This window comes from Streptomyces sp. Edi4, assembly GCF_040253615.1.
Classification (GTDB): domain Bacteria; phylum Actinomycetota; class Actinomycetes; order Streptomycetales; family Streptomycetaceae; genus Streptomyces.
The window spans coordinates 7,033,930-7,059,527 of the sequence record NZ_JBEJGY010000004.1; the positions used below are offsets into that span (position 1 = coordinate 7,033,930).

The 25,598-nt window shown below is 71.2% G+C and carries 21 protein-coding genes and 1 tRNA gene; 18 read left to right on the top strand and 4 right to left on the bottom strand.

The genetic code is table 11. From position 1 onward, the window contains the following. Positions 1 to 141: 141 nt before the first annotated feature. Genes ABR738_RS33660 through ABR738_RS33680 form a run of 5 tightly spaced genes read left to right on the top strand, consistent with a single transcriptional unit; the run spans position 142 to position 4,221 of the window. A complete protein-coding gene (locus ABR738_RS33660) occupies positions 142 to 2,235 on the top strand; it encodes an ATP-binding protein (protein ID WP_350233714.1) in 2,094 nt (697 codons plus the stop codon). 7 nt (positions 2,236 to 2,242) lie between these two features. Next, positions 2,243 to 2,677 carry a roadblock/LC7 domain-containing protein gene (locus ABR738_RS33665; protein ID WP_350233715.1) on the top strand — a complete coding sequence of 145 codons (435 nt, stop codon included), beginning with the start codon at positions 2,243 to 2,245 and terminating at the stop codon, positions 2,675 to 2,677. Between the two features lie 2 nt (positions 2,678 to 2,679). Continuing rightward, entirely contained in the window at positions 2,680 to 3,051 is a 372-nt protein-coding gene (locus tag ABR738_RS33670; protein WP_350233716.1) for a DUF742 domain-containing protein, read from the top strand. After that, positions 3,029 to 3,646 carry a GTP-binding protein gene (locus ABR738_RS33675; protein ID WP_350233717.1) on the top strand — a complete coding sequence of 206 codons (618 nt, stop codon included), beginning with the start codon at positions 3,029 to 3,031 and terminating at the stop codon, positions 3,644 to 3,646. The genes ABR738_RS33670 and ABR738_RS33675 overlap by 23 nt, the downstream gene beginning before the upstream one ends. 2 nt (positions 3,647 to 3,648) lie before the next feature. Further along, on the top strand, positions 3,649 to 4,221 hold the full coding sequence (locus ABR738_RS33680; RefSeq protein ID WP_350233718.1) for a GAF domain-containing protein: 573 nt from the start codon (positions 3,649 to 3,651) through the stop codon (positions 4,219 to 4,221). Between the two features lie 21 nt (positions 4,222 to 4,242). On the opposite strand, the gene ABR738_RS33685 is transcribed toward ABR738_RS33680, so the two are convergent. Next, positions 4,243 to 5,448: an acyl-CoA dehydrogenase family protein gene (locus tag ABR738_RS33685; protein WP_350233719.1), complete on the bottom strand. Its 1,206-nt coding sequence runs from the start codon at positions 5,446 to 5,448 to the stop codon at positions 4,243 to 4,245. A gap of 1,371 nt (positions 5,449 to 6,819) precedes the next feature. On the opposite strand from ABR738_RS33685, the gene ABR738_RS33690 reads away from it, so the two are divergent. Both ABR738_RS33690 and ABR738_RS33695 read left to right on the top strand, forming a co-directional pair. Then, the gene (locus ABR738_RS33690; RefSeq protein WP_350233720.1) at positions 6,820 to 7,998 is read left to right on the top strand and encodes a Gfo/Idh/MocA family protein; all 1,179 of its coding nucleotides are present in this window, start codon (positions 6,820 to 6,822) and stop codon (positions 7,996 to 7,998) included. Positions 7,999 to 8,148: 150 nt separating this feature from the next. After that, positions 8,149 to 8,225, top strand: a tRNA-Pro gene (locus ABR738_RS33695). Positions 8,226 to 8,451: 226 nt separating this feature from the next. On the opposite strand, the gene ABR738_RS33700 is transcribed toward ABR738_RS33695, so the two are convergent. After that, positions 8,452 to 8,937, bottom strand: a complete 486-nt coding sequence (locus ABR738_RS33700; RefSeq protein ID WP_350233721.1) for a MarR family winged helix-turn-helix transcriptional regulator — start codon at positions 8,935 to 8,937, stop codon at positions 8,452 to 8,454. 102 nt (positions 8,938 to 9,039) lie between these two features. On the opposite strand from ABR738_RS33700, the gene ABR738_RS33705 reads away from it, so the two are divergent. Together ABR738_RS33705 and ABR738_RS33710 are read left to right on the top strand one after the other, a co-directional pair. After that, positions 9,040 to 9,597: a quercetin 2,3-dioxygenase gene (locus ABR738_RS33705; protein WP_350233722.1), complete on the top strand. Its 558-nt coding sequence runs from the start codon at positions 9,040 to 9,042 to the stop codon at positions 9,595 to 9,597. A gap of 207 nt (positions 9,598 to 9,804) precedes the next feature. Continuing rightward, positions 9,805 to 10,614 (top strand): DUF1206 domain-containing protein, encoded by an 810-nt coding sequence (locus ABR738_RS33710; RefSeq protein WP_502964259.1) that lies wholly within the window; start codon positions 9,805 to 9,807, stop codon positions 10,612 to 10,614. A 28-nt stretch (positions 10,615 to 10,642) separates the two neighbouring features. Here the strand turns inward: ABR738_RS33710 and car are convergent, their stop codons facing one another. Together car and ABR738_RS33720 are read right to left on the bottom strand one after the other, a co-directional pair. Then, a complete protein-coding gene (gene car, locus ABR738_RS33715) occupies positions 10,643 to 14,158 on the bottom strand; it encodes a carboxylic acid reductase (protein WP_350233723.1) in 3,516 nt (1,171 codons plus the stop codon). Between the two features lie 233 nt (positions 14,159 to 14,391). Next, positions 14,392 to 15,783, bottom strand: a complete 1,392-nt coding sequence (locus ABR738_RS33720) for an MFS transporter (protein WP_350233724.1) — start codon at positions 15,781 to 15,783, stop codon at positions 14,392 to 14,394. A 283-nt stretch (positions 15,784 to 16,066) separates the two neighbouring features. On the opposite strand from ABR738_RS33720, the gene ABR738_RS33725 reads away from it, so the two are divergent. Genes ABR738_RS33725 through ABR738_RS33765 form a run of 9 tightly spaced genes read left to right on the top strand, consistent with a single transcriptional unit; the run spans position 16,067 to position 25,577 of the window. After that, the gene (locus ABR738_RS33725) at positions 16,067 to 17,665 is read left to right on the top strand and encodes a 2-isopropylmalate synthase (protein ID WP_350233725.1); all 1,599 of its coding nucleotides are present in this window, start codon (positions 16,067 to 16,069) and stop codon (positions 17,663 to 17,665) included. Between the two features lie 53 nt (positions 17,666 to 17,718). After that, positions 17,719 to 18,165 (top strand): MaoC family dehydratase, encoded by a 447-nt coding sequence (locus ABR738_RS33730; protein ID WP_350234862.1) that lies wholly within the window; start codon positions 17,719 to 17,721, stop codon positions 18,163 to 18,165. Next, the gene (locus ABR738_RS33735; RefSeq protein ID WP_350233726.1) at positions 18,162 to 19,106 is read left to right on the top strand and encodes an isopenicillin N synthase family dioxygenase; all 945 of its coding nucleotides are present in this window, start codon (positions 18,162 to 18,164) and stop codon (positions 19,104 to 19,106) included. Before ABR738_RS33730 ends, ABR738_RS33735 begins: the two co-directional genes overlap by 4 nt. Next, positions 19,103 to 19,960, top strand: coding sequence for an HpcH/HpaI aldolase/citrate lyase family protein (locus ABR738_RS33740; protein WP_350233727.1), 858 nt, complete (start codon positions 19,103 to 19,105; stop codon positions 19,958 to 19,960). The genes ABR738_RS33735 and ABR738_RS33740 overlap by 4 nt, the downstream gene beginning before the upstream one ends. Positions 19,961 to 19,972: 12 nt before the next feature. Further along, positions 19,973 to 20,863, top strand: coding sequence for a hypothetical protein (locus ABR738_RS33745; RefSeq protein ID WP_350233728.1), 891 nt, complete (start codon positions 19,973 to 19,975; stop codon positions 20,861 to 20,863). Next, complete coding sequence (locus ABR738_RS33750) at positions 20,860 to 21,774, top strand: alpha/beta hydrolase (protein WP_350233729.1); 915 nt, start codon at positions 20,860 to 20,862, stop codon at positions 21,772 to 21,774. The genes ABR738_RS33745 and ABR738_RS33750 overlap by 4 nt, the downstream gene beginning before the upstream one ends. Then, positions 21,774 to 23,018 (top strand): aminotransferase class I/II-fold pyridoxal phosphate-dependent enzyme, encoded by a 1,245-nt coding sequence (locus ABR738_RS33755; RefSeq protein WP_350233730.1) that lies wholly within the window; start codon positions 21,774 to 21,776, stop codon positions 23,016 to 23,018. Before ABR738_RS33750 ends, ABR738_RS33755 begins: the two co-directional genes overlap by 1 nt. Then, on the top strand, positions 23,015 to 24,154 hold the full coding sequence (locus ABR738_RS33760) for an ornithine cyclodeaminase family protein (protein WP_350233731.1): 1,140 nt from the start codon (positions 23,015 to 23,017) through the stop codon (positions 24,152 to 24,154). The genes ABR738_RS33755 and ABR738_RS33760 overlap by 4 nt, the downstream gene beginning before the upstream one ends. After that, on the top strand, positions 24,147 to 25,577 hold the full coding sequence (locus ABR738_RS33765; protein ID WP_350233732.1) for an amidase: 1,431 nt from the start codon (positions 24,147 to 24,149) through the stop codon (positions 25,575 to 25,577). The genes ABR738_RS33760 and ABR738_RS33765 overlap by 8 nt, the downstream gene beginning before the upstream one ends. Positions 25,578 to 25,598 lie beyond the last annotated feature (21 nt).

A 25,598-nucleotide genomic window follows, 5' to 3' on the forward strand; every position in this document is an offset into this window, starting at 1 on the left:
GTCCGGGGAAGTTTGCCAACTGCGCACCGAGGGTGATGGATTGGCTACTACGGTGAGGCGCCGACGAGCAACGTGGGCCTTGCGGCAGCCGTGTCGGGCCTGCCGAAGTGATCCATGGCACCCCACGCACCGAGGACGCCGATGTCACATCTCCGCGCATCCGCAGCGCGGCCGGACCGCCGCGAGGGCGGGCGGCACGGCCGTAACGCCACCCGGCCGCACGCCCCCGCCGACGCCGGCCGCAAGGACCCGGCGGGCCGGGCCCCGGCGCCCCAACGGTCCCGCCCGCCGCACGAGTCCCGCATACGACCCCAACTGCTGCGCGCCGCCGTGCTGCCCGCCACCGTCGCGGTCCTGTGCGGCGCGGCCGCGGTCGCCTTCACCCTGCACTCCACCGGCAAGCACCCCTCCCTCGGGCTCTGGGCGCTGCTCGCGGGGCTCGCCGTGCTGGCGATCGCCGCGCTGGTCGCGGCGGGCATCGGCGCCGACCGGGTGGCCAAGTCCGTCCTCGGCCGCGCCAACGGACTGCGCCGCGGCAGCGCGCGGTCGGCCGCCGATCTGCGTACGGTCGTGGAGGCGCTGCGCCGCGGCGAAGGGCCGCCCGCGCGCCGCGCGCCGGCCCAACTGCCGCCGGGCGCGGACGCGTTCGAACTGCTCGCGCACGAGCTGACCCGCTCCCACGACGCGGCCGTGGCCGCCGTGGTGCAGGCGTCCCAGCTCTCCAGCAGCGTCGGCAACGAACAGAAGGTCGAGGTCTTCGTCAACCTCGCCCGCAGGCTGCAATCACTCGTCCACCGCGAGATCCAGCTCCTGGACGAGCTGGAGAACCAGGTGGAGGACCCCGAACTGCTCAAGGGCCTCTTCCACGTCGACCATCTGGCCACCCGCATCCGCCGGCACGCCGAGAACCTGGCCGTGCTCGGCGGCGCCATCTCCCGGCGCCAGTGGTCGCATCCGGTCACCATGACGGAGGTCCTGCGCTCCTCTATCGCCGAGGTCGAGCAGTACCCCCGGGTCAAGCTCGTCCCGCCGATCGACGGGACGCTGCGCGGCCACGCCGTGGCCGACGTGATCCACCTGCTCGCCGAACTCGTCGAGAACGCCACGGTGTTCTCCGCCCCGCACACCCAGGTCCTGCTGCGGGCCCAGTTCGTGACGGCGGGCCTCGCCGTGGAGGTCGAGGACCGGGGCCTGGGGATGCCGGTCACCGAGCAGAACAAGATGAACGCCCTGCTGTGCGACCCCGACCAGGTCAACGTCGCCCACCTCCTACAGGACGGCCGCATCGGACTGTTCGTGGTCTCCGCGCTCGCCCGCAGGCACGGCATCGCGGTCCGCCTGGGGACCAACATCTACGGGGGAGTGCAGGCCGTACTGGTGCTGCCGCAGGACCTGTTGGGCGCCGAGCCGGGCGAGGGCGGCCAGCACCATCGCTCCGACGCGCAGGCGGGCCGGAGCGCCGCGCGGGAGGGCGCGGGCCAGGTCTTTGGGGCGAAGGCGCCCGGCGGGCCGGCGGCCGCCGCCGAGGCGAGCCCCGCGCTCCCGGCCCCCGCCCCGCTCCCCGCCCACGCCGAACCTGCCCATCTGGAACCGGCCCACCTGGAACCGGCCCATCACGAACCGGCCCACCTGGAGCCCACGCACCGCGAACCGGCTCACCGCGAACCGGCCCACTCGGAGCCGGCCTTCGACCCGGCGCAGGCAGAACGCGCGAGGCCGCTGTCCGCATCCGTACCGCTGGATCCCGCCCCAGCCCCTGCCCCCGCGACGCGGCTCCCCATGGATCCGGTGCCGCCGCCCCGGCAGCACCGCGCGGAGCCGACCACGGTGGGGCACGGCAACGGGCCGCTCCCCGTGCGCGGGGCGGACCCGCAGCGGCCCAACCCCGCCGCCGCGCCCCCCGGCATCCACCACGGCGTGACCGGCGTGACCGGCGAGAGCGCCGAACCGCGCGTCTCCAGCGCGCCGAGAAACCAGAGCGCCGCCGTGCGCGGCACCATGGGCCGCCCCGATCTGCCCCGGCGCCGCAGCCAGGAACACCTGGTGCCCCAGTTGCGCGACGCCCCCGCGCCCCGCAGGAACGACGAACACACCCTGCACGATCCGGGGTTGATGGCCGCCTTCCAGCGCGGCATCGGGCTCGCGGAGGCGCAGCAGCACCACTTCGCAGAGCCGACCCACCAGTCCCCCCAGGCGCTCCAGTCGGAAACTGACGCCGAACACTCCAAGGAGTAGATGCACCATGGCGAGCGATGCGCCGACCGGACACGTCTCGGACCTCGACTGGCTCCTGAGCGGTCTTGTCCAGCGGGTGCCCTACACCCACAACGCGGTTCTGCTCTCCTGTGACGGACTGGTCAAATCCGTGCACGGTCTGGACACCGACAGCGCCGACCACATGGCGGCCCTCGCCTCGGGCCTGTACTCCCTGGGCCGCAGCGCCGGGGCGCGCTTCGGCGACGGGGGCGAGGTGCGCCAGGTGGTGGTGGAGCTGGACTCCACCCTGCTGTTCGTGTCCACGGCCGGCTCCGGCACCTGTCTCGCCGTACTCGCCGGCCGGGAGGCGGACGCCGCCGTGCTCGGCTACGAGATGGCCATGCTCGTCAAGAGCGTACGTCCCTACCTGGTGACACCTGCGAGGCAGAGCGCCGGAACACCGAGCGGTCTGAGGAGTTGACGGTGGCGGCCCCTCAGGACGGGCCGTGGCTCGACGACGCGGCCGGGCGGCTGATCCGCCCCTACACGGTGAGCAACGGCCGCACCAGGCCGACTGCCACGCTCGATCTGCTCTCCCAGGTCATGGCGACCGGCACTCCTCCCCTGATGCACCTGGGCCCCGAGCACTCACAGGCACTCGGCCTGTGCAAGGGCCCCACATCGGTGGCGGAGATCTCGGCTCACCTGCGGCTGCCGGCCGTCGTCACCAAAGTGCTCCTGTCCGATCTGGTGGACTGCGGGGCGGTGACCGCACGGGCCCCCCGCTTCACTCACACGCCCACCGACCGATCTCTGCTGGAGGCAGTGCTCGATGGCCTACGACGACGGCTGTGACACCCGCCCCGAACGGGACGCCGTGGACCTGTTCCCGACCGCGCTGAAAATCCTCGTCGCGGGCGGGTTCGGGGTCGGCAAGACCACCTTTGTCGGAGCGGTCAGCGAGATCGAACCGCTCTCCACCGAAGAGCTTCTGACCACGGTCAGCGTGGCGCACGACAGCCTCGAAGGGGTCGAGTCCAAGACCACCACCACGGTCGCCATGGACTTCGGCCGCATCACCCTGGACGACCGCCATGTGCTCTATCTGTTCGGCACGCCCGGCCAGGAGCGCTTCTGGTTCATGTGGGACGAGCTGTCCGAAGGGGCGCTCGGCGCGGTGATCCTCGCCGACACCCGCAGACTCGACGCGTGCTTCGCCGCCGTCGACTTCTTCGAGCGGCGGGGCATCCAATTCCTCGTCGCCGTCAACGAGTTCGACGGTTCGTACCGCTACGAGCCGGAGGAGGTGCGGGCCGCCATAGACCTCAAACCCGAGGTCCCCGTCGTGCTGTGCGACGCCCGCATCGGCAGCTCCGGCATCCGGACGCTGGTCACCCTGGTCCAGCATCTGCTCGCCACCGTCCCGGCAGCCACCAGCCATGGAGCCTGACTATGACGTACGACCCGACCGGACATCTGCTGCTCACCCCCGTCGACCGGGAGGCGCCGGCCCGCGTGCAGCGGCTGCGCCAGCTCGGCATGGGGCGACTGCCCGATCCCGCCTTCGACGAGTTCGCCCACAAGCTCGCCGAGGTGACCGGCGCCCCCTTCTCGATGGTCAACTTCATCGATGAGAACCAGCAGTTCTTCGCGGGCCTGCACACCCCCCAGGGCGCCCACACCGGCTCGGACCTGGGCGCGGCGGTCGCCGGCACCGGGGGAGTGAGCCGGATCATGGCCCGCGACCACGGGTACTGCCCGCACGTCGTGGTCCGGCGCAAGGCGCTCGTCCTTGAGGACGTGTGCGACTACCCGCGGTTCGCCGGCAACCCGGTCGTCGACGAGATCGGCATCCGGTCCTATCTCGGGGCGCCGCTCATCGACCGCACGGGCATCGCGCTGGGCACGATCTGCGTGGTGGACACCGAACCCCGGCCCTGGGGCAGGGCCGGGCTCGAAACGATCAAGTCCATGGCGGCGGAGCTGATCGAGCAGATCCACCGGCGCGAGGACGGCGGTTTCTGACGTCCTCGCGCGCGGTGACGGTCAGTGCAGGGGTGCGGGCTCTTCGAGGCGCACCCGGTCGGACAGCCGCTGCGACCACTGCCCCTTCGCCATGCCGAGCGCCACCTCGGCCAGCCGCAGCAGCTGGACGTCCGAGGTGCCGGCCGGCGCGAAGATGTGGTGGGCGTCGCGCAGATACCTCTCGATGGGACGGTCGGTGAACAGGCCCGCCGCCGCGTGGATCTCCATGGCGTTGCGCGCCGAGTCCAGAGCCGACTCGACGTTGACCACCTTGGCGTTCATGAGTTCGGCATCGCAGGGCAGCCCCTGGTCGAGCATCTGGACCGCGTGGTAGGCCACAAGTCGCGCCGTCATCACCCGGGACTGCAATTGTCCCAACTTGATTTTGATGTTGGGCAGTTCGTACAACGGCTTGCCGTAACGAACGCGTTCCCGGCAGAACTTGGTGGTCTCCTCCAGGATCGCCTGGTGAATGCCCAGGGACACGGCGGTGAGATTGGCCCGCCCGTACAACACGCTCGAGGAGTACGCCACGGCGAGGCCGTCGCCCTCCTGTCCGAGCCGATTGGCCACCGGAATACGACAGTTGTCAAAACGGACCTCGCCGAAACTGAAGCCGTGCAGCCCCATCGCCGGCCGATGCTCGCCCAGTGAGAAGCCGGGCCGGCCGGACTCGACAAGGAAGGCCGAGAGCCCGTGGGAGCCCGGCCCGGTGCGAAGGATCACCCCGTGAAGATCGCCGACATGGCTATTGCCCACAAAGACTTTGCGGCCCTGAAGAATGTAGTCGTCGCCATCGCGGACCGCGCTCGCGGCCATCCCCAGGACATGCCCGCCCGACTCGGGCTCGGTGACGGCGATCGTCGGAAGGCAGTCGCCCGCGCAGACCGCCGGAAGCCAGTTCTTCTTCTGTTCCTCGTTACCGAAGTGCACGATCTTGGCGACGCCGAGCTGCGAGGCCTGCACCATGGCGCCCATCGCGCCGCTGACCCGCGACAGCTCCTCGATGATGATGGTCTTGCCGAGGTGGCCGACGCCCATGCCCCCGTACGCGGGGCTCACGGTGGCGCCGATCCAGCCCTGGCGGGCGATGAGCCGCGACAGTTCGTGCTGGACGGTGCGGGCCGTCTCCATCTCGGCTATCCGGGGCCTCACCTCGCTCTCCGCGAAGTGCCTGACGTCTTCCCTGAGTTGTTGGTACGGCCGGCTGTTGACGTATCCGTGCATCCGCGAGCCTCCTCCGCGAAACGCCTGCCATGGGTGGCCCCGGCAGGTGGTGCATCGGCAGTGGTCCCGTCCTGAAGGGGCCGGCCTCTCCAGTTGTGGCTCCCCAGCTCCTGGTGTGGTTCACCATCGGTTCCTGTGCCATTTTTTGCCAACGTTGGCCAGAAGCAGCCGAGTTGACGTTGGATGGCGATGTGTTGTGTGCGGCCCGGCCCCGTCCGGTCCCAGTCGATTGCATCCCCTTCACACAAGTTCCTGCCACATGCCCACGGCAAAAGTTTCGTGGCCATGTGGCACTGAGGGACAGCAAGCGGAATCGGATGAGCATGGACGTGACATCTGAGAACAAGTGCAGAACCGATTCAGCTTCGAACCTGACGCAAACGGACTCTTTTTCACGCGTGTGGGTGAATGAACGGGGCCCGCGCCTCTGCCCCCACCAGCACCCTTGCGCTTCCGGGGTGGCGGGGGGTGGCGGGTCGAGCGCACCCGTCGGCATGCCGCGCCGGGCGTATGTGTCCTGTGCGCCGGGTCGTGAGGGCGCTGCGGTCGCCTCTCTGCCCATCTGACCTGGTGTTTTTGTCGGTGGACCCGCTGGCGGTGGAGGGGTGTGGGCACGACGGAGATCGATTGCGCGGGGCGGGCGGGGGTGGCGCGGCGCGTCCACGCGTCGGCACGGGCCCGCCGGCTCGGGCGGGCCGTCCGCCCATGATCGAGGGCGTCCTTGGTCCTGAAGGGGAACGGGACGGTTCGGGTCCAGCTGTGGGACCCTGGCGGTGTCTTTTCGGTGGCCCCAGGGGGAGGCGCGTTGGGGCACGGACCGGCGTGAAGGGGGCGCGAAGGTGGTGCGGGGCGCGCGGGGGAGTGTGCGATGTGGAACCGGACGCCTCCCTGACCGCGCTCGTCGCGTGCCGTCGAGTTCCGGCCGCCGACCCGTCGCATCCGGACACGCGCCCCTGCCACGTGCTCCGGAGGCGCGGGGCGGGTCGCCGCGCTCGCGTGGGCGGGCCGCCCCCGAGGTGTGGGGAAATGGTGAGGAATCCGGCCATCGCGCGGGGCGGAGCGGGGAGCTGGACGGTGCTTCTGGGGCCCGGGGTTCGCGTGCGGGGGGGTGGCCGACGCCGACGCGGACAGCGCGTGGGGGTACGCGCCCGGGTGGCAGCCGCGAGGTGCGTGTTCCGGCGCGGACGCCGCGCGGTCGAGGGGGCGAACCCGGGCCGATCACCTCGCACCTCGCGCCTGTGCCTCGCGCCCCGTATGTCACGCCCCGTATCTCACGCCTCACGCCCCGTACCTCGCGCCCCGCGCCCCTTACCTCGCGCTCGGCCGGTGCGGGCTCCTGCCCCAACTCCCCTGAACCACAAGGAAGGTGACATGACCGACCTCCGTATCGGCGCCATCGGATACGGCCTGCGCGGCAGCATCGCCCGTACCGCGCACCGGCCAGGACGCGGCGCGGTCGTCGCCGCCGTCGCCGACCCCGACCCCCGGGCGCGGGAGGCGGCCGCCGCCGCTTTCCCCGGCGCGCGCGTCGGCGCCGACCACCACGAGGTGACCGGCGCCGCGGACTTGGACGCCGTGCTCGTCCTCACCCCCGACCACACCCACGCGGACCTCGCCCGCGCCGCCCTGCGCGCCGGAAAGCCGGTGTTCGTGGAGAAGCCCCTGGACATCACCGTGGAGCGCTGCGACGAGATCCTGCGCACGGCCCACGAGACCGGCACCCGCCTCTACGTGGGCCACAACATGCGGCACATGCCCGTGGTGCGGATGATGCGCGACCTGATCGGCCGGGGTGTCATCGGCGCCGTCAAAACGGTCTGGGTGCGTCACTTCGTGGGGTACGGCGGCGACTGGTACTTCAAGGACTGGCACGCCGAGCGCCGCTACACCACCGGCCTGCTGTTGCAGAAGGCGGCACACGACATCGACGTGGTGCACTGGCTGTCCGGCGGCTACACGCGTGACGTGCAGGCGATGGGCGACCTCATGGTCTACGGCGACAGCCCGCACCGCAGGGCCCCGGGCGAGCCGAAGACCGATGACTGGTACACCAAGGACGGCCACTGGCCCCCGGCCGCCCAGCGCGCGCTGAACCCGGTGATCGACATCGAGGACGTGTCGCTGCTCAACATGCGCCTGGACAACGGCGTCCTCGCCTCGTACCAGCAGTGTCATTTCACCCCGGACTACTGGCGCAACTACACGGTCATCGGTGACGCGGGCCGCCTGGAGAACTTCGGCGACGGTCCCGGCAGCCTGGTGAAGGTCTGGAACTCCCGCCGCTCCGCCTACCGGGCCGAGCCCGACGAGACGTACGAGATCAAGGGCGGGGACGAGCGGGGGCACGGTGGGGCCGATCCGCTGATCGTGCAGGAGTTCCTGCGCTTCGTGCGGGAGGGCGGCGCCACCGACACCTCGCCGGTGGCCGCGCGGATGGCGGTCGCCGCCGGTTACGAGGCCACGGCCTCCCTGCGGGCGGGCGGCGTCCCGCGCCAGGTACCGCGCCTTGATCCGGACCTGGTGGCGTACTTCGAGCGGGGGCAGCGGTAGGGGCGGCCGGGGCCCGCGCGCGCCGGGCCGGCCGCGCGGTCGCCGGGGGCGTCGGGGGGCGTTCGGCGAAGGGGTTCGTGACCACCCGGGGAAGTGCGGTATTGTTCTCATGCACGAACGGCCGGGGGAAACCCCAGGTCAGACGGGCATCGGGACGTGGCGCAGCTTGGTAGCGCACTTGACTGGGGGTCAAGGGGTCGCAGGTTCAAATCCTGTCGTCCCGACCATGCTTTGAGCAGGTCGGAGGCCATTCTCTCGCTGGAGAGGATGGCCTTCCGCATGCCCGGACCCTGGTCGGTCACCGCGTACACCCGTGTCCGGACCTCGGACCTAGCCTCGTACCTGGGACCTAGCCTCGTACCTAGGACCTCGCCTCGTACCTGGGACCAAGAACCTCGGTCCCCAGCGCCCAGCCGGGTGTTTCCGCACTCTCTCAGCTGCTGTGGGCGCACGTCATCCTGTCTCCGGCGTTTTCTGCGCCGGGCGGACCGGATGCCCGGGGCGCCGCGGCGTGGGGGGTTCGCCCCAGGGGGTCTCCAGAGCCGCGCGCAACGCGTCGACCGTGTTCCGGCCGATGCGTTCGGCGAGGTCTTCCTCAAGGCGGTCGAGAACGGCCGTGGCCCGGCGGTGTGCGTGTTCGCCCTGCGGGGTGCGGCGGATGAGCCGGCGCCGGGCCGAGTCCGGGTCGGGGGACTGGGCGAGCAGTCCGGCGTCGACCAGGCCGTGTACCGCCTGATGGGCGGTCTGCCGCGTGACTCCCATGCGTCGCGCCAGCTCCGAGACGGTCGTGCCGTCCTCGTCGAGGACGGCGAAGAGCTGGGCCTGGGTCGGCGACACCGGGGTGGCCCCTGTCGCCTCCATCGCCGTGAGCAGGCCCTCCTCGAACCAGCGCCGGGCTTCGGTGAGCAGCTGGGGGAGGCTGTGGCGGGTGGAGTGCATCTGATCCTCACGAGGATGGCTGACGGCCGGGGCGTCACTTGCCCGTGCGCCCGGTTTAATGTCAGGCTACCTGACATTGGACCCGTCGACCTTGGAGACGCCATGACCATCGAGTACGCCACCCGGTACCGGGCCGCCTCACGCATACCCGCTGACCCGGGCAAGCCGTACTTCATCGAGAAGGGCGAGGGGGACCGGGCCCATCTGTTCGGCGACCTGATCACCATCTACGCCGGCGGTGAGCAGACCGGCAACGCCTTCAATTTCTTCACGGTCGAAGGCCCGAAGGGCGACCTCATCCCCGCCCATCTGCACCCCGATACGCACGAGGTCTTCTACGTCACCCAGGGCGCGGTGCGGCTGTTCGTGGAGGACACCGAGGGCGTTCAGCAGGAGAAACTGCTCACGCCGGGCGACTTCGGCTTCGTGCCAAGGAACTGTCCGCACGCCTACCGCATGGAGCGCCACCACAGTCAGCTCGTCGGCGTCGCGGCCGGACCGGGCGGCACCTTCGAGCGGTTCTTCGAAACCCTCGGCGCCCCGACCACGGGGCACGGGCTGCCGGCCGAGCCCCTTGTGCCGGAACCCGAGAAGTTCGCGACCGTGCCCGGACGTTACGACGTGCGGTTCCTGCCCGACCAGCGGTGGCGGACGAGTTGACGGCCGGTTGACGCCCGCCCGTGGGGGCACTCGACGTGCACACGGGGCCGGTCGTCCGCGCGTCGCGCGGGGTGCGCCCCCGCCCCGTGACCGCCGTACCGGCTGACCGTTTCGCCTCAACGCGCCGTGCCACACGGCGCGTTGGGCCTGAAGGAGGGCATCGTGAGCTCGTCACCCGCACGTCACTCAGGAGCAGGGAGTCGCGCCCTGGCCTCGGTCAACCGGAGGTTCACCCGGCGCTCCGCGCAGCGCGAGACGCTGAGCGCCGCCGGGCGGGCGGGATTCGTCGCCCGGGGTGTCGTCTATGTCCTCATCGGTGTGCTGGCCATCCGGATAGCCCTGGGCAGCGGGGGGCAGGCGGACCGGCAGGGCGCCCTCAACCAGGTCGCGGCGCAGCCCTTCGGCAAGGTGATGCTGTGGCTGCTGGTGGTCGGCTTCGGATGCATGGCGCTGTGGCGGGGGGCTCGCGCCGTGCTCACCAGAGGGCCCGGCCGCAAGGCCGGCTCACGGGTCCTGGACGCCGGCCGGGCCGTCTTCTACGCCTCCGTCTGCTGGGCCACCGCCACCTTCGCCACCGGCGACAGCGGGGGCTCGGACGGCAACGCCAAGTCGCGTGACTGGACGGCCACCGCCCTGGGGCTCTCCTTCGGCCGGTTCCTGGTGGGCGCGGCGGGGTGCGTCCTGATCGGCGTCGGCCTCACCCTCGCCGTGCGGGCCGCCATGCGGCGCTTTCTGCGCCAGCTGAACACCGCCACGATGAACTCCCGTACGAAGATGGCCGTCACCGCGCTCGGCGTGGGCGGCGGCGCGGCGCGCGGCATCGTGTTCGCCGCCGCCGGGGTCTTCGTCCTGGTGGCAGCCGTCCGCTTCGATCCCAACCAGGCCAAGGGCATGGACGCGACCCTGCGCAGCCTCGCGGACACCCCCATGGGCCCCTGGCTGCTGCTCGCCGTGGCCCTCGGCCTGATTCTCTTCGGCGTCTTCTCCTTCGCCTCCGCGCGCTGGCGGCGCCTGTAGCGCGGCGTTCGCGCCCGGCTCCCCGGAATCAGAGCAGGCCGTGCAGGCGCAGATCCTGCACGCACTTGGCGATGAACTCGGGCGACAGAGAGGGCACCGCCCCCTCGTTGACGCCCAGCGCGCCGACCGCCTCGGTGAAGCGGGCCGCCGGAGCGTCGGTGCCGGACTTGGGCTCGCCAGGCCGGGCGTAGGCGTCCATCAACGGCAGCAGGGACAGGGCGCGTTGACGCTCGGGCAGGCCGCGCATGGCCGCCAGGGCGCGCATGTGCCACTGCGTGTGGTCCTCGAAGCGGGCGATCGGGTGCCCCGCCTCGGTCAGCCAGTCCACGAACGCGTCGAGCGAGATGCCGTCGTCGTGCGGGTTGACCGTGTTGTAGGTGACGTACCCCCGCGGCGCGTCCAGGGTCAGAGCGGTGATCGCGGTGGCGGTGAAGTCGACGGGCAGGCCGCTGTAGTGGGCCCGCGAGCGGGCGCCGTCGGGGCCGGGCCGGTAGAACGAACGCGGCGCCATGCCCGTGGCGAGGACGCTCAGGAGCAGACGGGTGAAGCGGTCGGTGAGGTTCAGCCGGCCGGGCAGGCGGCTGTGGGCCAGGATCATGTCCGGCCGGAACACGGTGACCGGCAGGCCCGTACGCTCGTGTGCCTCGCGCAGCAGTACCTCCCCGGCCCACTTGCTGGTGGCGTACCCGTTGGCGTCGGACTCGTCCAACTGCCGTAGGGGCGAGGCCGTTCGGATGTCGGCGCGCTCGTCGAGGACCGGGCCGCCGGGCAGCATCGCGGCGGCCACCGTCGAGATCTGCGCGAAGCGCTTCATTGTGCGGGTGAGAGCCAGCTCGATGAGCGTGGCCGTCGCGGCGACGTTCGGTACGAACAGGCGGTGGTAGGGAAGGACGTGGTTGACCAGCGCCGCGGCGTGCACGATCTGGTCGGTCTGCTCGGCCAGCGCCTCCCAGTCGGCCACGCCCAGGCCCAGTCTCGGCGCCGACACGTCCGAGGCGAGGACCCGCAGGTGCCGCGCGGCGGCGGCCTCGAACCACGCGCTGTCCTCACCCGCCGCCGTGCGCAGGGTCTCCAGCACGCGCGCCCGTGCGCCGGCGTCGTCGGCGGCCCGGGCGAGGCAGGTCAGCTCCCCGCCACTCCCGGCGAGGCGCCGCAGCCATTCGACGGCGAGGAACTGTCCGAGATAGCCGGTCGCCCCGGTCATCAGGACACGGCGGACGGGGGCCGAGGCATCCGGCGCCGTCCGCTCGGCCGTGAGCACGTGCTCCCCGAGGAACCGGTCGAGCGTCAGATCGGTGGCCCGCACCTCGCGCGCGCCCTGGCCGTGGACGGAGGCGAACGTGGGGCCCGAGGCGCCGGGCTCCCGGGCGACGCCGAGCCCCTGGGCGATGCGGGCCAGCGTCGAGGCCGGCGCGAGGACGGCCTGGATGGGCACCTCCTGGCCGACGATCTGTTCGAGAACCGTGGCGAAGGTGTGCGCCGACAGGGAGTCGCCCCCCAGATCCGCGAACGCGGCGTCCGCCCGGACCAGCGACGAGGGGCAGCCGAGGGTGATCTGCGCGGCGGCCAGGACCGCTTCGAGCGGGGTGACGTCATGGCCCCGGGCCCGCAGCTGGGCGAGCCGGCCCGCGCGCCCCGCCGCGAGGTCGGCGTACATCCGCTCAAGACGCGGCCCGTAGTGCTCTTTGAGGGCTGGCCGCAGCACTTTGCCGACGCCCGACAGCAGACCGTTCGCGATGCTGAAGGGCCGGCGCTCGACGAGGACGTCGTGGGGGATCTCGTACGCGTGCAGGCCCGCCCCGTGCGCGAGTTCCCGTATCGAGTCGAGCACTCTCGCCCGTACGGTCTCGTCGTCCACGTGCCCCAGGCGCCCCGCGTCGGGGACCACCACGGCCAGCAAAAACGCCTGCTCGCTGCTTCCGTACACATAGATCTGCGCGATGTCCGCGCTGGTGGAGTACAGCGCCTCGAGTCCCGAGACGGCCACGAACTCGCCCTGGGAGAGCTTCAGGACGTTGTTGATGCGGTCGACGTAGACCAGGCGGCCCGGGGCCGTCTCGGCGAACACGTCGCCCGTGCGGTAGTAGCCGTCCTCGTCGAAGGCGCGGGCGGTGACCTCCGGCTGGCGGTAGTAGCCGGGGAAGAGGCCGACGGACTTCACCCTCAACTCCCCGCGCGGGTAGGGCTTGTCGGTGGTGAAGTAGCCGAGCTCGGGCACGTCGACGAGGCGGTGGTCGGTCACCGGCGGGTTGCGCAGCACCTGGTCGACCACGATGGCCCGGGTCGTCTCCGTGGACCCGTAGCAGTCGATGACCGGGGTGCCGAGGAGTGAGGCGGTGAAGGAACGCATGCCGTCGGACAGCGGTGCGCTGCCGCACAGGGCGGAGACGATCCGGCCGCCGAGCATCCCGTCGCGCACCAGCGTGGCCGCGCCCGCCTCCGCCTCCGGGCGCGGGGTGCCCGCGCGGCCGAGCCGGTCCGCCTCCAGCAGGTACCGCTGGTGCACCATGTCGCAGATCCTGGGCACCAGACTGAGCACCGTGGGACGGGCGAGACGGATGTCCTCGAACAGCGTCGACATGTCGCTGCGGGCCGTGTAGTAGCCGGTGCCGCCGGAGGCGAGCCCGTTGATCAGCCAGGAGCGTCCGTTGACGTGGCTCATGGGCATGTAGTGCAGCACGATCACCGGATTGCCGCTGCCGCCGGGGGTGTTGAGGCCGCCGCGCGCGTTGTGCCACATCCTGGTGATCATGGAGGAGGTGTACATGGCGCCCTTGGGGGTGCCCGTGCTGCCGGAGGTGTAGATGAGGCCGACCAGACGGTCGGGATCGTCGTTCTCGTACGGTTGGGCTTGCGGCAGCAGGGCCCCGCGCGCCAGGTCCTCGTGCAGCGGTGCCACCTCGGCGCGCCCGGCCAGCTTCTTTGCGGCCGCCTCGAACGCCTCGCGTTCCTCGTCCACCAGCGGGTCGTAGTCGAAGACGACCAGACGCTCGATGGAGTCCGACGCGAGGACCACGCCGACCGCGGCGTCCAGCGAGCCGATGTCGGCGGCGAGCAGCCGGGGCGACGTCTCGGCGACGACCGGGGCGAGACGCGCGGCGGGCGCTCCCGTGGCCAGCGGCACCGAGACGGTCCCCAGATACATGCAGGCCAGATCAATGACGGCGTAGTCCACACCGGTGAAGCCGAGGGTTGCGACGAAGTCGTGGGCCCGCACTCCCGTCGCGCCCTCGCGCCAGGCGGCCGCGATCCGGCCCACCCGCTGCCACAGCTCGGTGTACGTCAACGCCTTGTAGGCGGGCAGGAGTTCACGGACGGCGCGCCCGGTGGCCCGGTCGCGTACGACGTGGTGGGCGCGGCGGGCGAGGGCCGGCCGGTCTCCGTATCCGGCCATGGCCGCCGCGATGGCCCCGGTCAGCGTGGCGCGTCCCGCGATGGCCCCGGCGACCTCGGGGGAGGGCGCGGCCCGAACGAACTCGCCGTCATTCAAGCGCAGTTGGGCGATTCTGGACGCGACGTCATGGCCTGCCTTGTGCTCTGACATGAGTGCTCCGGTGGTGGAAACGTGCGGTGGGAGGTGTCCGGGCGGGCAGCCGGCGCGCGGCCGGGGGGTGTCCGGTGGATCAGGGTCGGTCAGGGTCGGTCAGGGCGGCGTCTGGTGCGGTGCATCGCAAGGCGCCGGAGCGTCTCGATGGCGGAGCTGCCGGGGCGATTCGGCAACGCCGTGAGGTGCCGTGCCGGACGCCGCACCCCCGGCCATGGTCCACCAGACACCCCCTACGCCTCGGCGGGCAGCTTCCGGGCGCCGAGCGCGGCGGCGAGACCCATCAGGGCGTAGACGGCGACGAGCGCGAGCGCGGGGCCGGTGATGCCCGCGCCCGACTGGAGGCCGGCCAGCAGCGAGATCCCGACCAGCGATCCGGTCGAGCGGCCGGCCGAGAGCAGCCCGGATGCGATGGCCGAGCGGTGTCCGGGCGCCGCCGCCATGGTCAGCGTGATCTGAGGCACCGTCACCAGGCCGAAGCCGAGGCCGATGAACACCAGACCCAGACAGGTGCCGAGCGGGGCGTGGCCGCCGACGAGCACGAGTGCCACCCCGCCGAGCAACGAGAACGCGACCCCGGCGCCCAGCACCGCGCGGGCCCCGTACTTGGCGGCGAAGCGGCCCGCGAGCAGGGGCATGAAGGTGATCGGCACGGCGGACGACAGCAGGCAGAGCCCGACGGTGACCGGGTCGTAGCCCCGCACCTGCTGGAGGAAGACGCTGAGGGTGAAGATCAGGCCGTTGTAGCCGACGAAGAGCAGCAGGCCGACCGTGACATAGCTGCGAAACCCCGGGGCGCGGAAGAGGTCCGCCGGGATCATGGGGTGCGCGTACCGGCGCTGGCGGACGACGAACGCGGCCAGCGCGGCCAGCGCCGTCACCGAGGCCACCACCGGCAGGGGGCGGCTCCAGCCCAGGTCCTGGCCCTCGGCGAGGGCCAGCGCGAGGCCGCCGAGGAAGACGATGGAGAGCAACTGGCCGGGCACGTCCTGCGGTTCACGGGCGGCGGCCGGCCGCTCGCCCCGGGGCATGTGCCGCCTGGAGAGCCACAGCACGAGCAGGACAAAGGGCACATTGATCCAGAAGATGCTCCGCCAGCCCACCGTCTCCACCAGGGCGCCACCGAGCGTGGGCCCGAAGGCGACCGGGCTGCCGGCCACCATCGACCAGATGGATATGGCCTTGGCGCGCTGCCCGGTGTCCCGGTAGGTCTCGGTCAGCATCACCAGGGCGGCGGGCATGACCAGGACCGCGCCCACTCCCTGCGCCGCCCGCAGGGCCACGAGCACGGCGCTGTTGGGGGCCAGCGCGCACAGCACGGAGGCGAGCCCGAACAGCGCGACCCCAAGGCGCAGCATCCGCACCGCGCCGTGGCGCCCCACGGCCGCCGCTCCGGCGAGCATCAGGCCGGCGATGACCACCACGTACGAGGTGACGACGAACTGCATCGCCGGCAGGCTCGCGTGGAGGTGGTCGCGGATGGTGGGGATCGCGACGTGGACGATGCTGGTGTCGACGACGATCATCCCGTGCGCCAGGCAGGCCACGGCCAGGACCCGGCCGGGGCGCACAGGAGCGCCCACGGTGTCCGGGGCGCGTTTGTCGAAGCTGGTCGATTCGGCCATGGCCTGCCATTTCGCGTGAGGCGGTGAATAGATGCCGGGCAATACTGCGAAATCCTAGTGGTCAAACCGGAGGCGTCAACCGTGGAACCGGTCGGTCCGGCCCCGGTGTCCGAATAGCCCGATTCCAGGGTCAGGTATAGAGGACGGTCTACTTCCCCGCCGGGTCCGGCGCTCCCTAGTCTCGAAGCGCTGAGAACGCGAAAGGTGCAGCACGGAAGTGCGAGGGGGATCACCATTGTCCTTTCATCGAGATTCTTGGACAGCCGCACAACATCCGTCATCCATGCCGTTCCACCGGTATGCGCGGGACTCCGTGTCCCCGACTGTCGGCTGGTCGCGGCGGTGGCCCGACAAGGCGCTCGACCGGGCCCCGCTGTGGGCTTCGGTGGACCTGCGGGACGGGAATCAGGCTCTTGCCGATCCCATGGACACCCACCGCAAACGGCGGATGTTCGATCTGCTCACCGCGACAGGATTCAAAGACATAGAAATTGGATATCCTGCGGCGAGCGCGCACGATTTTGATTTCGTACGGGAGCTGATCGTCAAGGACGCAATTCCGGACGATGTGACGGTCTCGGTATTCACACCGGCTCGCGCGGAACTGATCGAGCGGACCTTCGAGGCGATTAGGGGGGCGGACCGCGCGGTGGTGCATTTGTGCCATGCGACGGCCTGTCTGTGGCGCGAGGTCGTGTTCGGCCTGACGGCCGACGAGGTCGTGCGGATGGCCGTGGACGGCGCGGAGCACATGGTGCGGCTCGCGGAACGGGAGCCCGGCACCGACATCCGGTTCGAGTACTCGCCCGAGACCTTCAACCTGACCGAGCCGGAGCTCGCCCTGGAGATCGCGGGCCGGGTCGCCGAGGTGGTCGACGCCACGACGGAGCGCCCGCTCATCCTCAACCTGCCGACCACCGTGGAGACCCACGGCCCCCAGGTCTTCGCCGACCAGGTGGAGTGGATGCACCGCAACCTCGACCGGCGCGAGGCGATCATCCTGTCGGTGCATCCGCACAACGACCGGGGTACCGCCGTCGCGTCGGCCGAACTGGCGCTGCTCGCCGGCGCGGACCGGGTCGAGGGCACGCTGTTCGGCAACGGCGAACGCACCGGGAACGTCGACCTGGTGACGCTCGCGCTCAATATGTTCAGCAGCGGCGTCGACCCCGAGCTCGAACTCGGCGACATCGACGCGGTCCGCGCGGTCGTCGAGGAGTGCAACCGGCTGCCCGTCCACCCGCGCCACCCCTACGCCGGCGACCTCGTGTACACGGCGTTCTCCGGCACCCACCAGGACGCCATCGCCAAGGGCCTGGCCGCGCTGGACGCGCGGGCCGCCCAGGAGGGCAGGACCGTGGAGGAGATGCCCTGGCAGGTCCCCTATCTGCCCATCGACCCCAAGGACGTCGGGCGCGACTACGAGGCGATCATCCGCGTCAACGGCCAGTCGGGCAAGGGCGGTATCGCCTATGTGCTCAAGGCGGGCTGGGGCGTGGACCTCCCCGTCGAACTGCGCCGGGACTTCGCGGCCGTGGTCCAGGCCACCACCGACGCCCTGGGCCGTGAACTCGAAGGGGCCGAGATCTGGCGGCTGCTCCTGGACACGTACGGCCTCGACGACGCGCCCGCGCTGCCCGGCGGCGCCGACGCCGATGAGGTCCTGGCCCAGCTCGCCGCGCGGCACGGCGTCGCCTTCACCCCGCCGCGCCCCACCGGCGACGCCGCACGGGCCGGCGCGCGAGCCACCTGCTTCATCGCCCTGGACTTCGAGGGGCGCACCGTCTGGGGACTCGGCCAGGCAGCCACCGCCGCGGACGCGGCCCACAGATCGGCCCGTTCCGCGCTGCGCCGCGCGGGCCTGCACGAAGGAGAACGGTGAAGAACAACTCGTTTCTCGCGGTCGGTCCCGGCATCTACCGCGAAGACAGCGGAATGGTCTACGAGGACTACGTCCCCGGCGAGATCGTCGAACACCGTCCCGGCCGGACGATCACCATGACCGACAACGTGTGGAGCTCGCTGCTCTGCCTCAACCAGCACCCGCTGCACATCGACGCGGTCTGGGCCGAGCAGAGCGGCTTCGGCAAGATCGTCGTCTCCAGCCTGGTCACCTTCGGCATCGTCAACGGCCTGACCGTGTCGACCATCAGCTCCAAGTGCGTGGCCAACCTCGGCTGGGACAGCGTGCGCCTGACCGCTCCGGTCTTCGTGGGCGACACCCTCTACGCCTCGACCCGCATCGTCTCCTGCCGGAAGTCCGCCACCCGCCCCGACCAGGGCATCGTGACCGTCCACACCACGGGCCGCAACCAGGACGACGTGACGGTGATCGAATTCGACCGGACGATTCTCGTCCCCACCAAGGAAGCAGCCGCATGATTCCGGTGATCGACCTGGCCCCCGCCCACCGCGACGAGCGCAGGACCGCGGAGGAGATCTCCCAGGCGTGCCGGCAGACCGGCTTCTTCGTCGTACGCGGACACGGCATCGCCCGCGAGGTCTTCGACGACGCCTACAGCGCCTCGCTGCGCTTCTTCCAGCTCCCGCTCGAAGCCAAGCGCGAACTGCCGATGCGCACCTCGACCGCGCGCGGCGACAACGACTACAGCCCCTACGGCTACAGCGCCCTGCTGTCGGAGAACGCCTACGCCTACACCGGCAGGCCCGGCATGCCGTCGGACTACGTGGAGAAGTTCAGCGTCGGACGGCTGATCCTCGACGACGACGAAGAACTCCCCTTCCCCAAGGACGAGTCGGGACAGCGGCTGCGCGCCAGTCTGAAGGCGTACTTCGCGGCCTGCGAGAGCGTGGCGGGTCACATCGCCGAACTGCTCGCCCTCGCCCTGGATCTGCCCCGCACCTTCTTCGCCACCCGGACCAACACCTCCAACGACTCACTGCGCTCCCATCTCTACCCGGGAGTCGCCCCGGAGTTCCTGAACGACCAGGGCATGGGGCAGCACACCGACGGCACCCTGATCACCCTGCTCACCCAGGACGGCCCCGGGCTCCAGCTCCAGGACCGCGCGGGACGCTGGCTGGACATCGACGTCCAGGAACGGGACAGCTTCATCGTCAACATCGGTGATCTGATGGCCCGTTGGTCCAACGACGAATACGTCTCGACGCCCCACCGGGTGCGCCTGGCGGACCGGCAGCGCCAGTCCATCGTGTTCTTCAAGCTGGCCAACGACGACACCGTCATCGAGTGCTTCCCCAAGTTCGCCGCGGACCGCGCCCCCAAGTACGAGCCGATCCGCTACGAGGATTTCTCACTTCAGAAGATGAATCTGCTGTTCGGGAGAGAAGGCGCGCGATGAAGTCCTACGCAAGCTTGCTGTACACCCCGGCGCTGCTGCTCGCGTCGGTCGCCCGGCCCGGCAAGGTCCGCGCCGACATGCTGGTCCTGGACCTCGAGGACTCCATCCATCCGGGCAGGAAGGCCGAGGCACGCGCGCTGATGGCGAGCACGGACCTCACCGGCTCCGGCATTCCCGCGCTCGGTTTGCGGGTGAACACCCTGGCGACGCCCGACGGCCTGGAGGACCTGCGGGCAGTGATCGCGATGGACGCCCGCATCGGCGGCATCCCCCTCGACGTGGTCTTCATCCCGAAGATCTCCGGCCCGGGCGACGTGATGATCTACCGCTCGCTGCTGTCCCACACCTCCAACCCACCCGAGATATGCAGCTTCATCGAGAGCGTCGACTCCGTCGAGAACGCCCTGGAGATCGCCTCGGTGAGCGACGGCCTGTGCTTCGGACAGGCGGACCTGACCGCGGACCTGTACGCCGAGAACGCCTTCTACCTCGATCACGCCCGGGCCCGGCTGTGCGCCGCCGCGGCCAGGCACCAGGTGCCCGCCATCGACACCAACTCCTTCGAGCTCCACGACCTCGATGTCGTGGCCGCGCAGTGCCGGGCGGCCCGCGACGCCGGTTTCACCGGCAAGGCGGCCATCCATCCCCGGCAGGTCGACGTCATCGCCGAGACGTTCACCGTCGGCCCGGACGCCCTCGCCGAATTCCGCAGCGTGGTCGAGGACTACCACTCCACACCGTACGGCTTCGCGGTCGACAAGGACCGTGTGCTGGCCCCGCCCTTCGTGCTGAGGGCCCAGCGCATGCTCCAGCTCCACGCACCCGAAGCCCAGTCGAACGCCCGCACCAAGTAACCGGGGGATCCCATGAAGAAGCTTCCGCAGCACGTGATCATCGACGTCTCCGCCTACGAGACGCGGCTGGCCGACGGCCGGCTCCAGGCCGTCGGTGACGAGATCGTCTCCACCCTTGTACGCCTGGTCGCCGAGGGCGACGGCGTCGCCGTCTGCCACGGCCTGGCCAAGACGCTGGCGCGCCACGGCCTCGACGTCCGCGACCAGGACCACGCGGGTCTCGCCCGCGACTACCTGGAGTCCCTGTTCCGCGCCTTCGGCGAGCGGGTGGACGTCGCTCGCTTCAGTCCCGTGGAGATGGACTACGACCGGATCGCCGGCATGGACGTCGACGGCTACAACAAGAACACCCACTTCACGCCCAACGGCGACCACACCACCGAGCGCGAGTTCCTGACCACCAAGTGCGTGCACTTCGACGCCGGCACGCCCTTCATCGGGAACATCTACGGCCCCAACACCAACATCGTCGGCGGCATCCCGCTGGTGTGCGACACCCGCGCCTACTGCCGCGAGCGGGGCGTGGACCCCGCGGACCTGCTGGAGCTGATGCCGCACAGCTTCAACGTCGCCGTCCGCGAGGAGCACGCAGGACCCGTCCTCGACGGCTACGCCGCCGCCGTGGACGTGGACCTCTCGGCCGACCTGGTCATGGTGGTGCTCCTGAACGAGGTGGACGGCGGCCTCGCGCACGCCGGCTCCGAGCCCCGCCCCGCCGACGCGAAGCTGCCGGCGCGCCGCCCCATCCGGCACCTGGAGTACCAGTTCGCCGAGGGCGTGGAACTGGACAAGTGGTACCGGCACTACCGCCTGGAGATCCCCCAGCCGAGCCTCCAGGTCCCCGACGACGCGGCGCGCGAGCGCTACCACCGCGGCGTGGACCCCGTCGGGACGGGCCGATGAGTACCTCCGTGCACTTCACGGTGCCGGCCATGTCCGACCACGACCACCAGGAGCTCGACGCGCTGCTCGCGGCGCTCGCCGCGGACGAGTGGCCGATGGACATCGGCAGGGCCCGGCTGTTCTACGACGCGTGGGGCATGCCGATCGCCGACGACATCGCGGTCCAACAGCGCGACGGCGGCCACCTGTTGACCCCGCCGAACGCCGAAGGGCGCCTGACCGCGCTCTACCTGCACGGCGGGGGCTATGTGTACGGGTCGCTGCGCAGCCACGGCCACATGGTCGCCGAGATCGCGAGGGTGGCCCGCTGCCGCACGTTCTTCGTGGACTACCGGCGGGCCCCCGAACACCCCTATCCGGCGGCGCTGGACGACGCCGTGGCCGCCTACCGGAGCCTGCTGGACGACGGGCTCACGGCCGGCCAGATCGTCCTGGCGGGCGACTCGGCGGGCGGTGGCCTGGTGCTCGCGACGCTCCTGAGGCTGCGCGACGCGGGGATCGCGCTGCCGGCCGCCGCGGCCTGCGTCTCCCCGTGGACCGACCTCACCGGCAGCGGCGAGAGCTACCGCACCCTGGAACATGAGGACCCCATGCTGGACAAGCCGGTCGTGGACCTGGTGACCTCCTCCTACCTGGGGGACACCGACCGGACCGACCCGTATGTGTCCCCGCTGTTCGGGGACCTCGCCGGGCTCCCCCCGGTACTGCTCCAGGTGGGCAGCCGCGAGATCCTGCTCAGCGACGCGGAGCGCTTCGCCGCCGGCCTGCGCCGCGCGGGCGGCACCGGCGTCCTGGAGGTGTGGCCCGGCATGGTGCACGTGTGGCACCTGCACCACGCCCGCCTGGGCAAGGCACGCGAAGCGGTGAACCGGCTCGGCGGCTGGCTCCGCGCCCAGGCGGTGGGCGCCTGATGAGCGAAGAGATCACGGACGTCGCGGACATCACAGGGCCCCACCGCTACCGCAACAACCGCAAGATGGTGCCGGCCGGCGAGGAGGCCTGGGGTCTGTCGCGCAAGCACGGCATGCTCGGCCTCGTCGTCGAGGCCGTCGAGGGCCAGAACCGGCTGCGTGACCTGCGCACCGGGCACGAGTTCGCGAACCTCTCGTCCTGCTCCTACCTCGGTTTCAACAGCCACCCCACGGTGGTCGAGGCCGGGCGCGCCGCACTGGAACAGGAGCAGATAACCGGCCTTTCCATGGGGGAGTTCCGGATCCGGCTCGGCATCATGGAACGCCTGGAGGAGGAGCTGAGCGCGCACTTCGGCGCCCAGGTGCTGCCGTCGGTGTCCTGCGGTGTGCTCAGCGCGGCGATCCTGCCGCTGCTCGCCTCCGGACACCTCACCGACGGGGAACCGCTCGTCGTGGTCTTCGACCGGTTCGCGCACTTCTCCATGAACTTCCTCAAGCCGGTCATCGCCGACGAGACGCTGGTGATGACCTGCCCGCACAACGACACGCAGTTCCTCGAAGACGTCTGCAAGCGCTACCCGAGGGTGGCCTACGTCGCCGAGGGCGTCTACTCCACCGGCGGCCAGGCCGACCTGTCCGGCATCAAGGACCTCCAGGACCGGTACGGCATGTTCGTCTACCTCGACGACTCGCACGCCCTGTCCGCCATGGGCGAGCGCGGAGTGGGCTACGCGCGCACCGTGTTCGACACCCTCGGCCCCCGTACGATCGTCGTCGCCTCCATCGCCAAGGCCTTCGGCGCCACCGGCGGTATCGCGATGGTCGGTGACCGCGACCTCTTCGACTTCCTGTACCGGAGCGGGCCACTGGCCTGGTCGCAGGGGCTGCGGACGGCCGCGATCGGCACGGCCCTCGGCGCGCTCGAAGTCCACCGAAGCCCCCTGCTCGGTGAGCGCCAGCGCCAACTCGCCCACAACATCGCCCTGTTCGACAAACGGCTCGACGGCCACGGCCTGCGCGGCGAAGGGTCGCACATCAAGTTCGTGACCGTCGGCGACAACGACCGGGCGGTGCGCCTTTCCACCGAGCTCTACCGGCGCGGTTACTACTGCTCCGCGATGTTCTTCCCCATCGTGGCCCGTGGCCAGGCCGGCGTGCGGATGATGCTGCGCGGCGACATGCCCACCGAGCTGACCGAGCGCTTCGCGACGGACCTCCTCGAGGTGCTGGCGGACGTCGGATGACCCCGCACGGCAAGACGACCGGGCACGGCAGCACGGGAGACCGCACCGACGTGCTGGCCGTCGCCGCGCTGATGCGGCAGAGCCTGCGCGGCGGCGCGGTGCGGCGGATGGCCGTGCCGCTGCGCGAGGTCGTCGAGGACGGCCACGGCACCCGGTTCCTCTCCATGCCGGCCGTCAGCGCCGACCTCGGCCTGTGCGTCAACAAGACCGCCACCATCACCGACGGCCCGGGCCCCACCGTGACCTCGGTGGTTCCGGTGTTCTCCACCGCCACCGGAGACCTGCTGGACGTACTGGACGGCGCACTCGTCACCGACCTGAAGTGCGCGGCCGTGACGGCGCTGGTCACCGACTGCTGCGCCGCTCCTGACGCCACGAGCCTCGCGATCATCGGATCGGGCGTCCAGGCCTGGCAGCAGTACCTCGGGGTCACGGCGGCCCGCCCGATCACCGACGTACGCATCCACTCGCGCACCGCCGCCCACGCCGACGTGCTGTGCGCGCGCGTCCGGCGCGCGGACCCCTCGGCACGCGTGCGGGTCTGCGCCTCGGCGCGGGAGGCCACCGAAGGCGCGGACGTCATCTCCACGGCGACCACGTCCGTGCGGCCGCTGCCGATCGCGGCGCGGCTCGCGCCCCATGTGCACATCAACTGCATGGGCGCCCACACCACCGACTCGCGTGAGGTGTCCCGCACGCTGATGGAACGTGCCGCGCTCGTCGTCGAGGACATCGAGATCGCCGTCGCCGAAGCCGGCGAGATCCACCGCGGGGCCATCGACCTGGAATCCCTGGTGAGCGGCGACCACACCGGCCTGCCCGGGCGCACCACCGTCTTCAGCTCCACCGGGCACGCATCGCTCGACCTCATCACCTGCGCCCACCTGGTGACGCGGCAGGCATCCACCGCACCGAAGGGGCGACCGTACGTGGCACAGCCCGGCACACAGGAGAGCGCCGGCCCCCCCGGCACCCAGGAGGCCCAACTGGCGGCCGCCGACCGGGAGTTCACCGACGCCCTCGCGCGCCGCGACATCGTGATGCCGCCCGATCTGGCCCCCGGCGTCCTGGCCGGCGCCCGCTCCCTGCGGGCGATGAGCGAGCTGCTGCGCGCAGTGGAGGTCTCCGATGTCTGAGACCGTCACCGCGGACCCCGGCGCCCTCACCGAACTGTCCGTCGTGGAGGCCGGCGCGCTGCTGCGGGCCGGACGCCTCACCTCGGTGGAGCTGGTGGAGCACGCGCTGAGCCTGATCGACGCGCACGACGGCGACCTGCACGCCTTCGTCCTGGTCACCCGCGACCTCGCGCTGCGCCGCGCCGCCCGGGCCGACCGCGAACTGCGGGCCGGCACCGACCGGGGCCCGCTGCACGGCATCCCCTACGCCCTGAAGGACATCCTCGACGTCGAGGGCCTGCCCACCACCAACCACTCCCACCTCACCCTCAATGGCGTCGCCACCGAGGACAGCGCCGTGGAGGCCCGCCTGCGGGCCGGCGGCGGTGTGCTCCTGGGCAAACTGGCCACCTACGAGTTCGCCTTCGGCGGCCCGAGCCACGACCTGCCCTTCCCGCCGGCCCGCAACCCGTGGAACAGCGACCACATCACCAGCGGCTCCTCGTCGGGAGCGGGCGCGGCGGTGGCCGCCGGGTTCCTGCGCGTCACCTTCGGCTCCGACACGGCGGGCTCGCTGCGCGGCCCCGCCTTCCACTGCGGAGCGGTCGGCCTGAAACCCACGTACGGCAGTGTCTCCGGCCACGGGGCGACCCCGCTGGCACCCACCATGGACCACTTCGGCCCGCTGGCCTGGACGGTGGCCGACGCCGCCGTCGCGCTCCAGGTCGTCTCGGGCCCCGACCCCCGCGACGCCCGCACCCGCGACACCCCCGCGCCCGACTTCCTCGGCGCCCTCGACGGCGACGTCAAGGGACTGCGCGTGGCGTACGCCAAGGACTGGTACGCGGCCGACCCCGGGACCCTCGGCGAGATCACCGAGAGCATCGACCGGGCCCTGGACCACCTCGACAAGCTCGGCGCGATCGTCGAGGAGTGCCATCTGCCGCCGTACGAGGTCTTCGACGCCTGCGGCCGCGTCGTCCTCATGGCCGAGGGCTTCGCGGTGCACGAGGAGAACCTGCGCCGCTCGCCCCGCTCGTTCGGCCGCTACACCTACCAGAAGCTGATGCCCGGCGCGGGCGTCGGGCCGGCCGAACTGCGCAGGGCCCACGAGGTGCGCGAGCAGCTCACCGCCGCGCTCGACCGGCGGATCTTCGCCGGTCACGACGTGCTGGTCACGGCCTGCGGGCAGACCACCGCGGCCCGGGTCGACGCGTTCGGCACCGACTGGCCCCCGCCGAAGCTCGCCAACGACATGCAGACCATCCCGTTCGCCGTCACCGGACACCCCGCCCTGTCCGTGCCCCTGGGGTTCGCCGGCAACGGCCTGCCCATCGGGGTGCAGCTGGTGGGGCGCGCCTTCGGCGAGGCGGACCTGCTGCGGGCCGGTCTCGCGCTGGAGGCCGAGTTCGGCCGGCGCGAGACCCGGCCCGTCCTGAAATGAGAAGACAAGCCGGACCGGCAG

Excerpts from the sequence above, each read along its gene's own strand:
- ABR738_RS33660 (WP_350233714.1), top strand. The coding sequence starts at position 142 with ATGTCACATCTCCGCGCATCCGCAGCGCGGCCGGACCGCCGCGAGGGC.
- ABR738_RS33665 (WP_350233715.1), top strand. The coding sequence starts at position 2,243 with ATGGCGAGCGATGCGCCGACCGGACACGTCTCGGACCTCGACTGGCTC.
- ABR738_RS33675 (WP_350233717.1), top strand. The coding sequence starts at position 3,029 with ATGGCCTACGACGACGGCTGTGACACCCGCCCCGAACGGGACGCCGTG.
- ABR738_RS33680 (WP_350233718.1), top strand. The coding sequence starts at position 3,649 with ATGACGTACGACCCGACCGGACATCTGCTGCTCACCCCCGTCGACCGG.
- ABR738_RS33685 (WP_350233719.1), bottom strand. The coding sequence starts at position 5,448 with ATGCACGGATACGTCAACAGCCGGCCGTACCAACAACTCAGGGAAGAC.
- ABR738_RS33690 (WP_350233720.1), top strand. The coding sequence starts at position 6,820 with ATGACCGACCTCCGTATCGGCGCCATCGGATACGGCCTGCGCGGCAGC.
- ABR738_RS33700 (WP_350233721.1), bottom strand. The coding sequence starts at position 8,937 with ATGCACTCCACCCGCCACAGCCTCCCCCAGCTGCTCACCGAAGCCCGG.
- ABR738_RS33705 (WP_350233722.1), top strand. The coding sequence starts at position 9,040 with ATGACCATCGAGTACGCCACCCGGTACCGGGCCGCCTCACGCATACCC.
- car (WP_350233723.1), bottom strand. The coding sequence starts at position 14,158 with ATGTCAGAGCACAAGGCAGGCCATGACGTCGCGTCCAGAATCGCCCAA.
- ABR738_RS33720 (WP_350233724.1), bottom strand. The coding sequence starts at position 15,783 with ATGGCCGAATCGACCAGCTTCGACAAACGCGCCCCGGACACCGTGGGC.
- ABR738_RS33725 (WP_350233725.1), top strand. The coding sequence starts at position 16,067 with ATGCCGTTCCACCGGTATGCGCGGGACTCCGTGTCCCCGACTGTCGGC.
- ABR738_RS33730 (WP_350234862.1), top strand. The coding sequence starts at position 17,719 with ATGGTCTACGAGGACTACGTCCCCGGCGAGATCGTCGAACACCGTCCC.
- ABR738_RS33735 (WP_350233726.1), top strand. The coding sequence starts at position 18,162 with ATGATTCCGGTGATCGACCTGGCCCCCGCCCACCGCGACGAGCGCAGG.
- ABR738_RS33740 (WP_350233727.1), top strand. The coding sequence starts at position 19,103 with ATGAAGTCCTACGCAAGCTTGCTGTACACCCCGGCGCTGCTGCTCGCG.
- ABR738_RS33745 (WP_350233728.1), top strand. The coding sequence starts at position 19,973 with ATGAAGAAGCTTCCGCAGCACGTGATCATCGACGTCTCCGCCTACGAG.
- ABR738_RS33750 (WP_350233729.1), top strand. The coding sequence starts at position 20,860 with ATGAGTACCTCCGTGCACTTCACGGTGCCGGCCATGTCCGACCACGAC.
- ABR738_RS33755 (WP_350233730.1), top strand. The coding sequence starts at position 21,774 with ATGAGCGAAGAGATCACGGACGTCGCGGACATCACAGGGCCCCACCGC.
- ABR738_RS33760 (WP_350233731.1), top strand. The coding sequence starts at position 23,015 with ATGACCCCGCACGGCAAGACGACCGGGCACGGCAGCACGGGAGACCGC.
- ABR738_RS33765 (WP_350233732.1), top strand. The coding sequence starts at position 24,147 with ATGTCTGAGACCGTCACCGCGGACCCCGGCGCCCTCACCGAACTGTCC.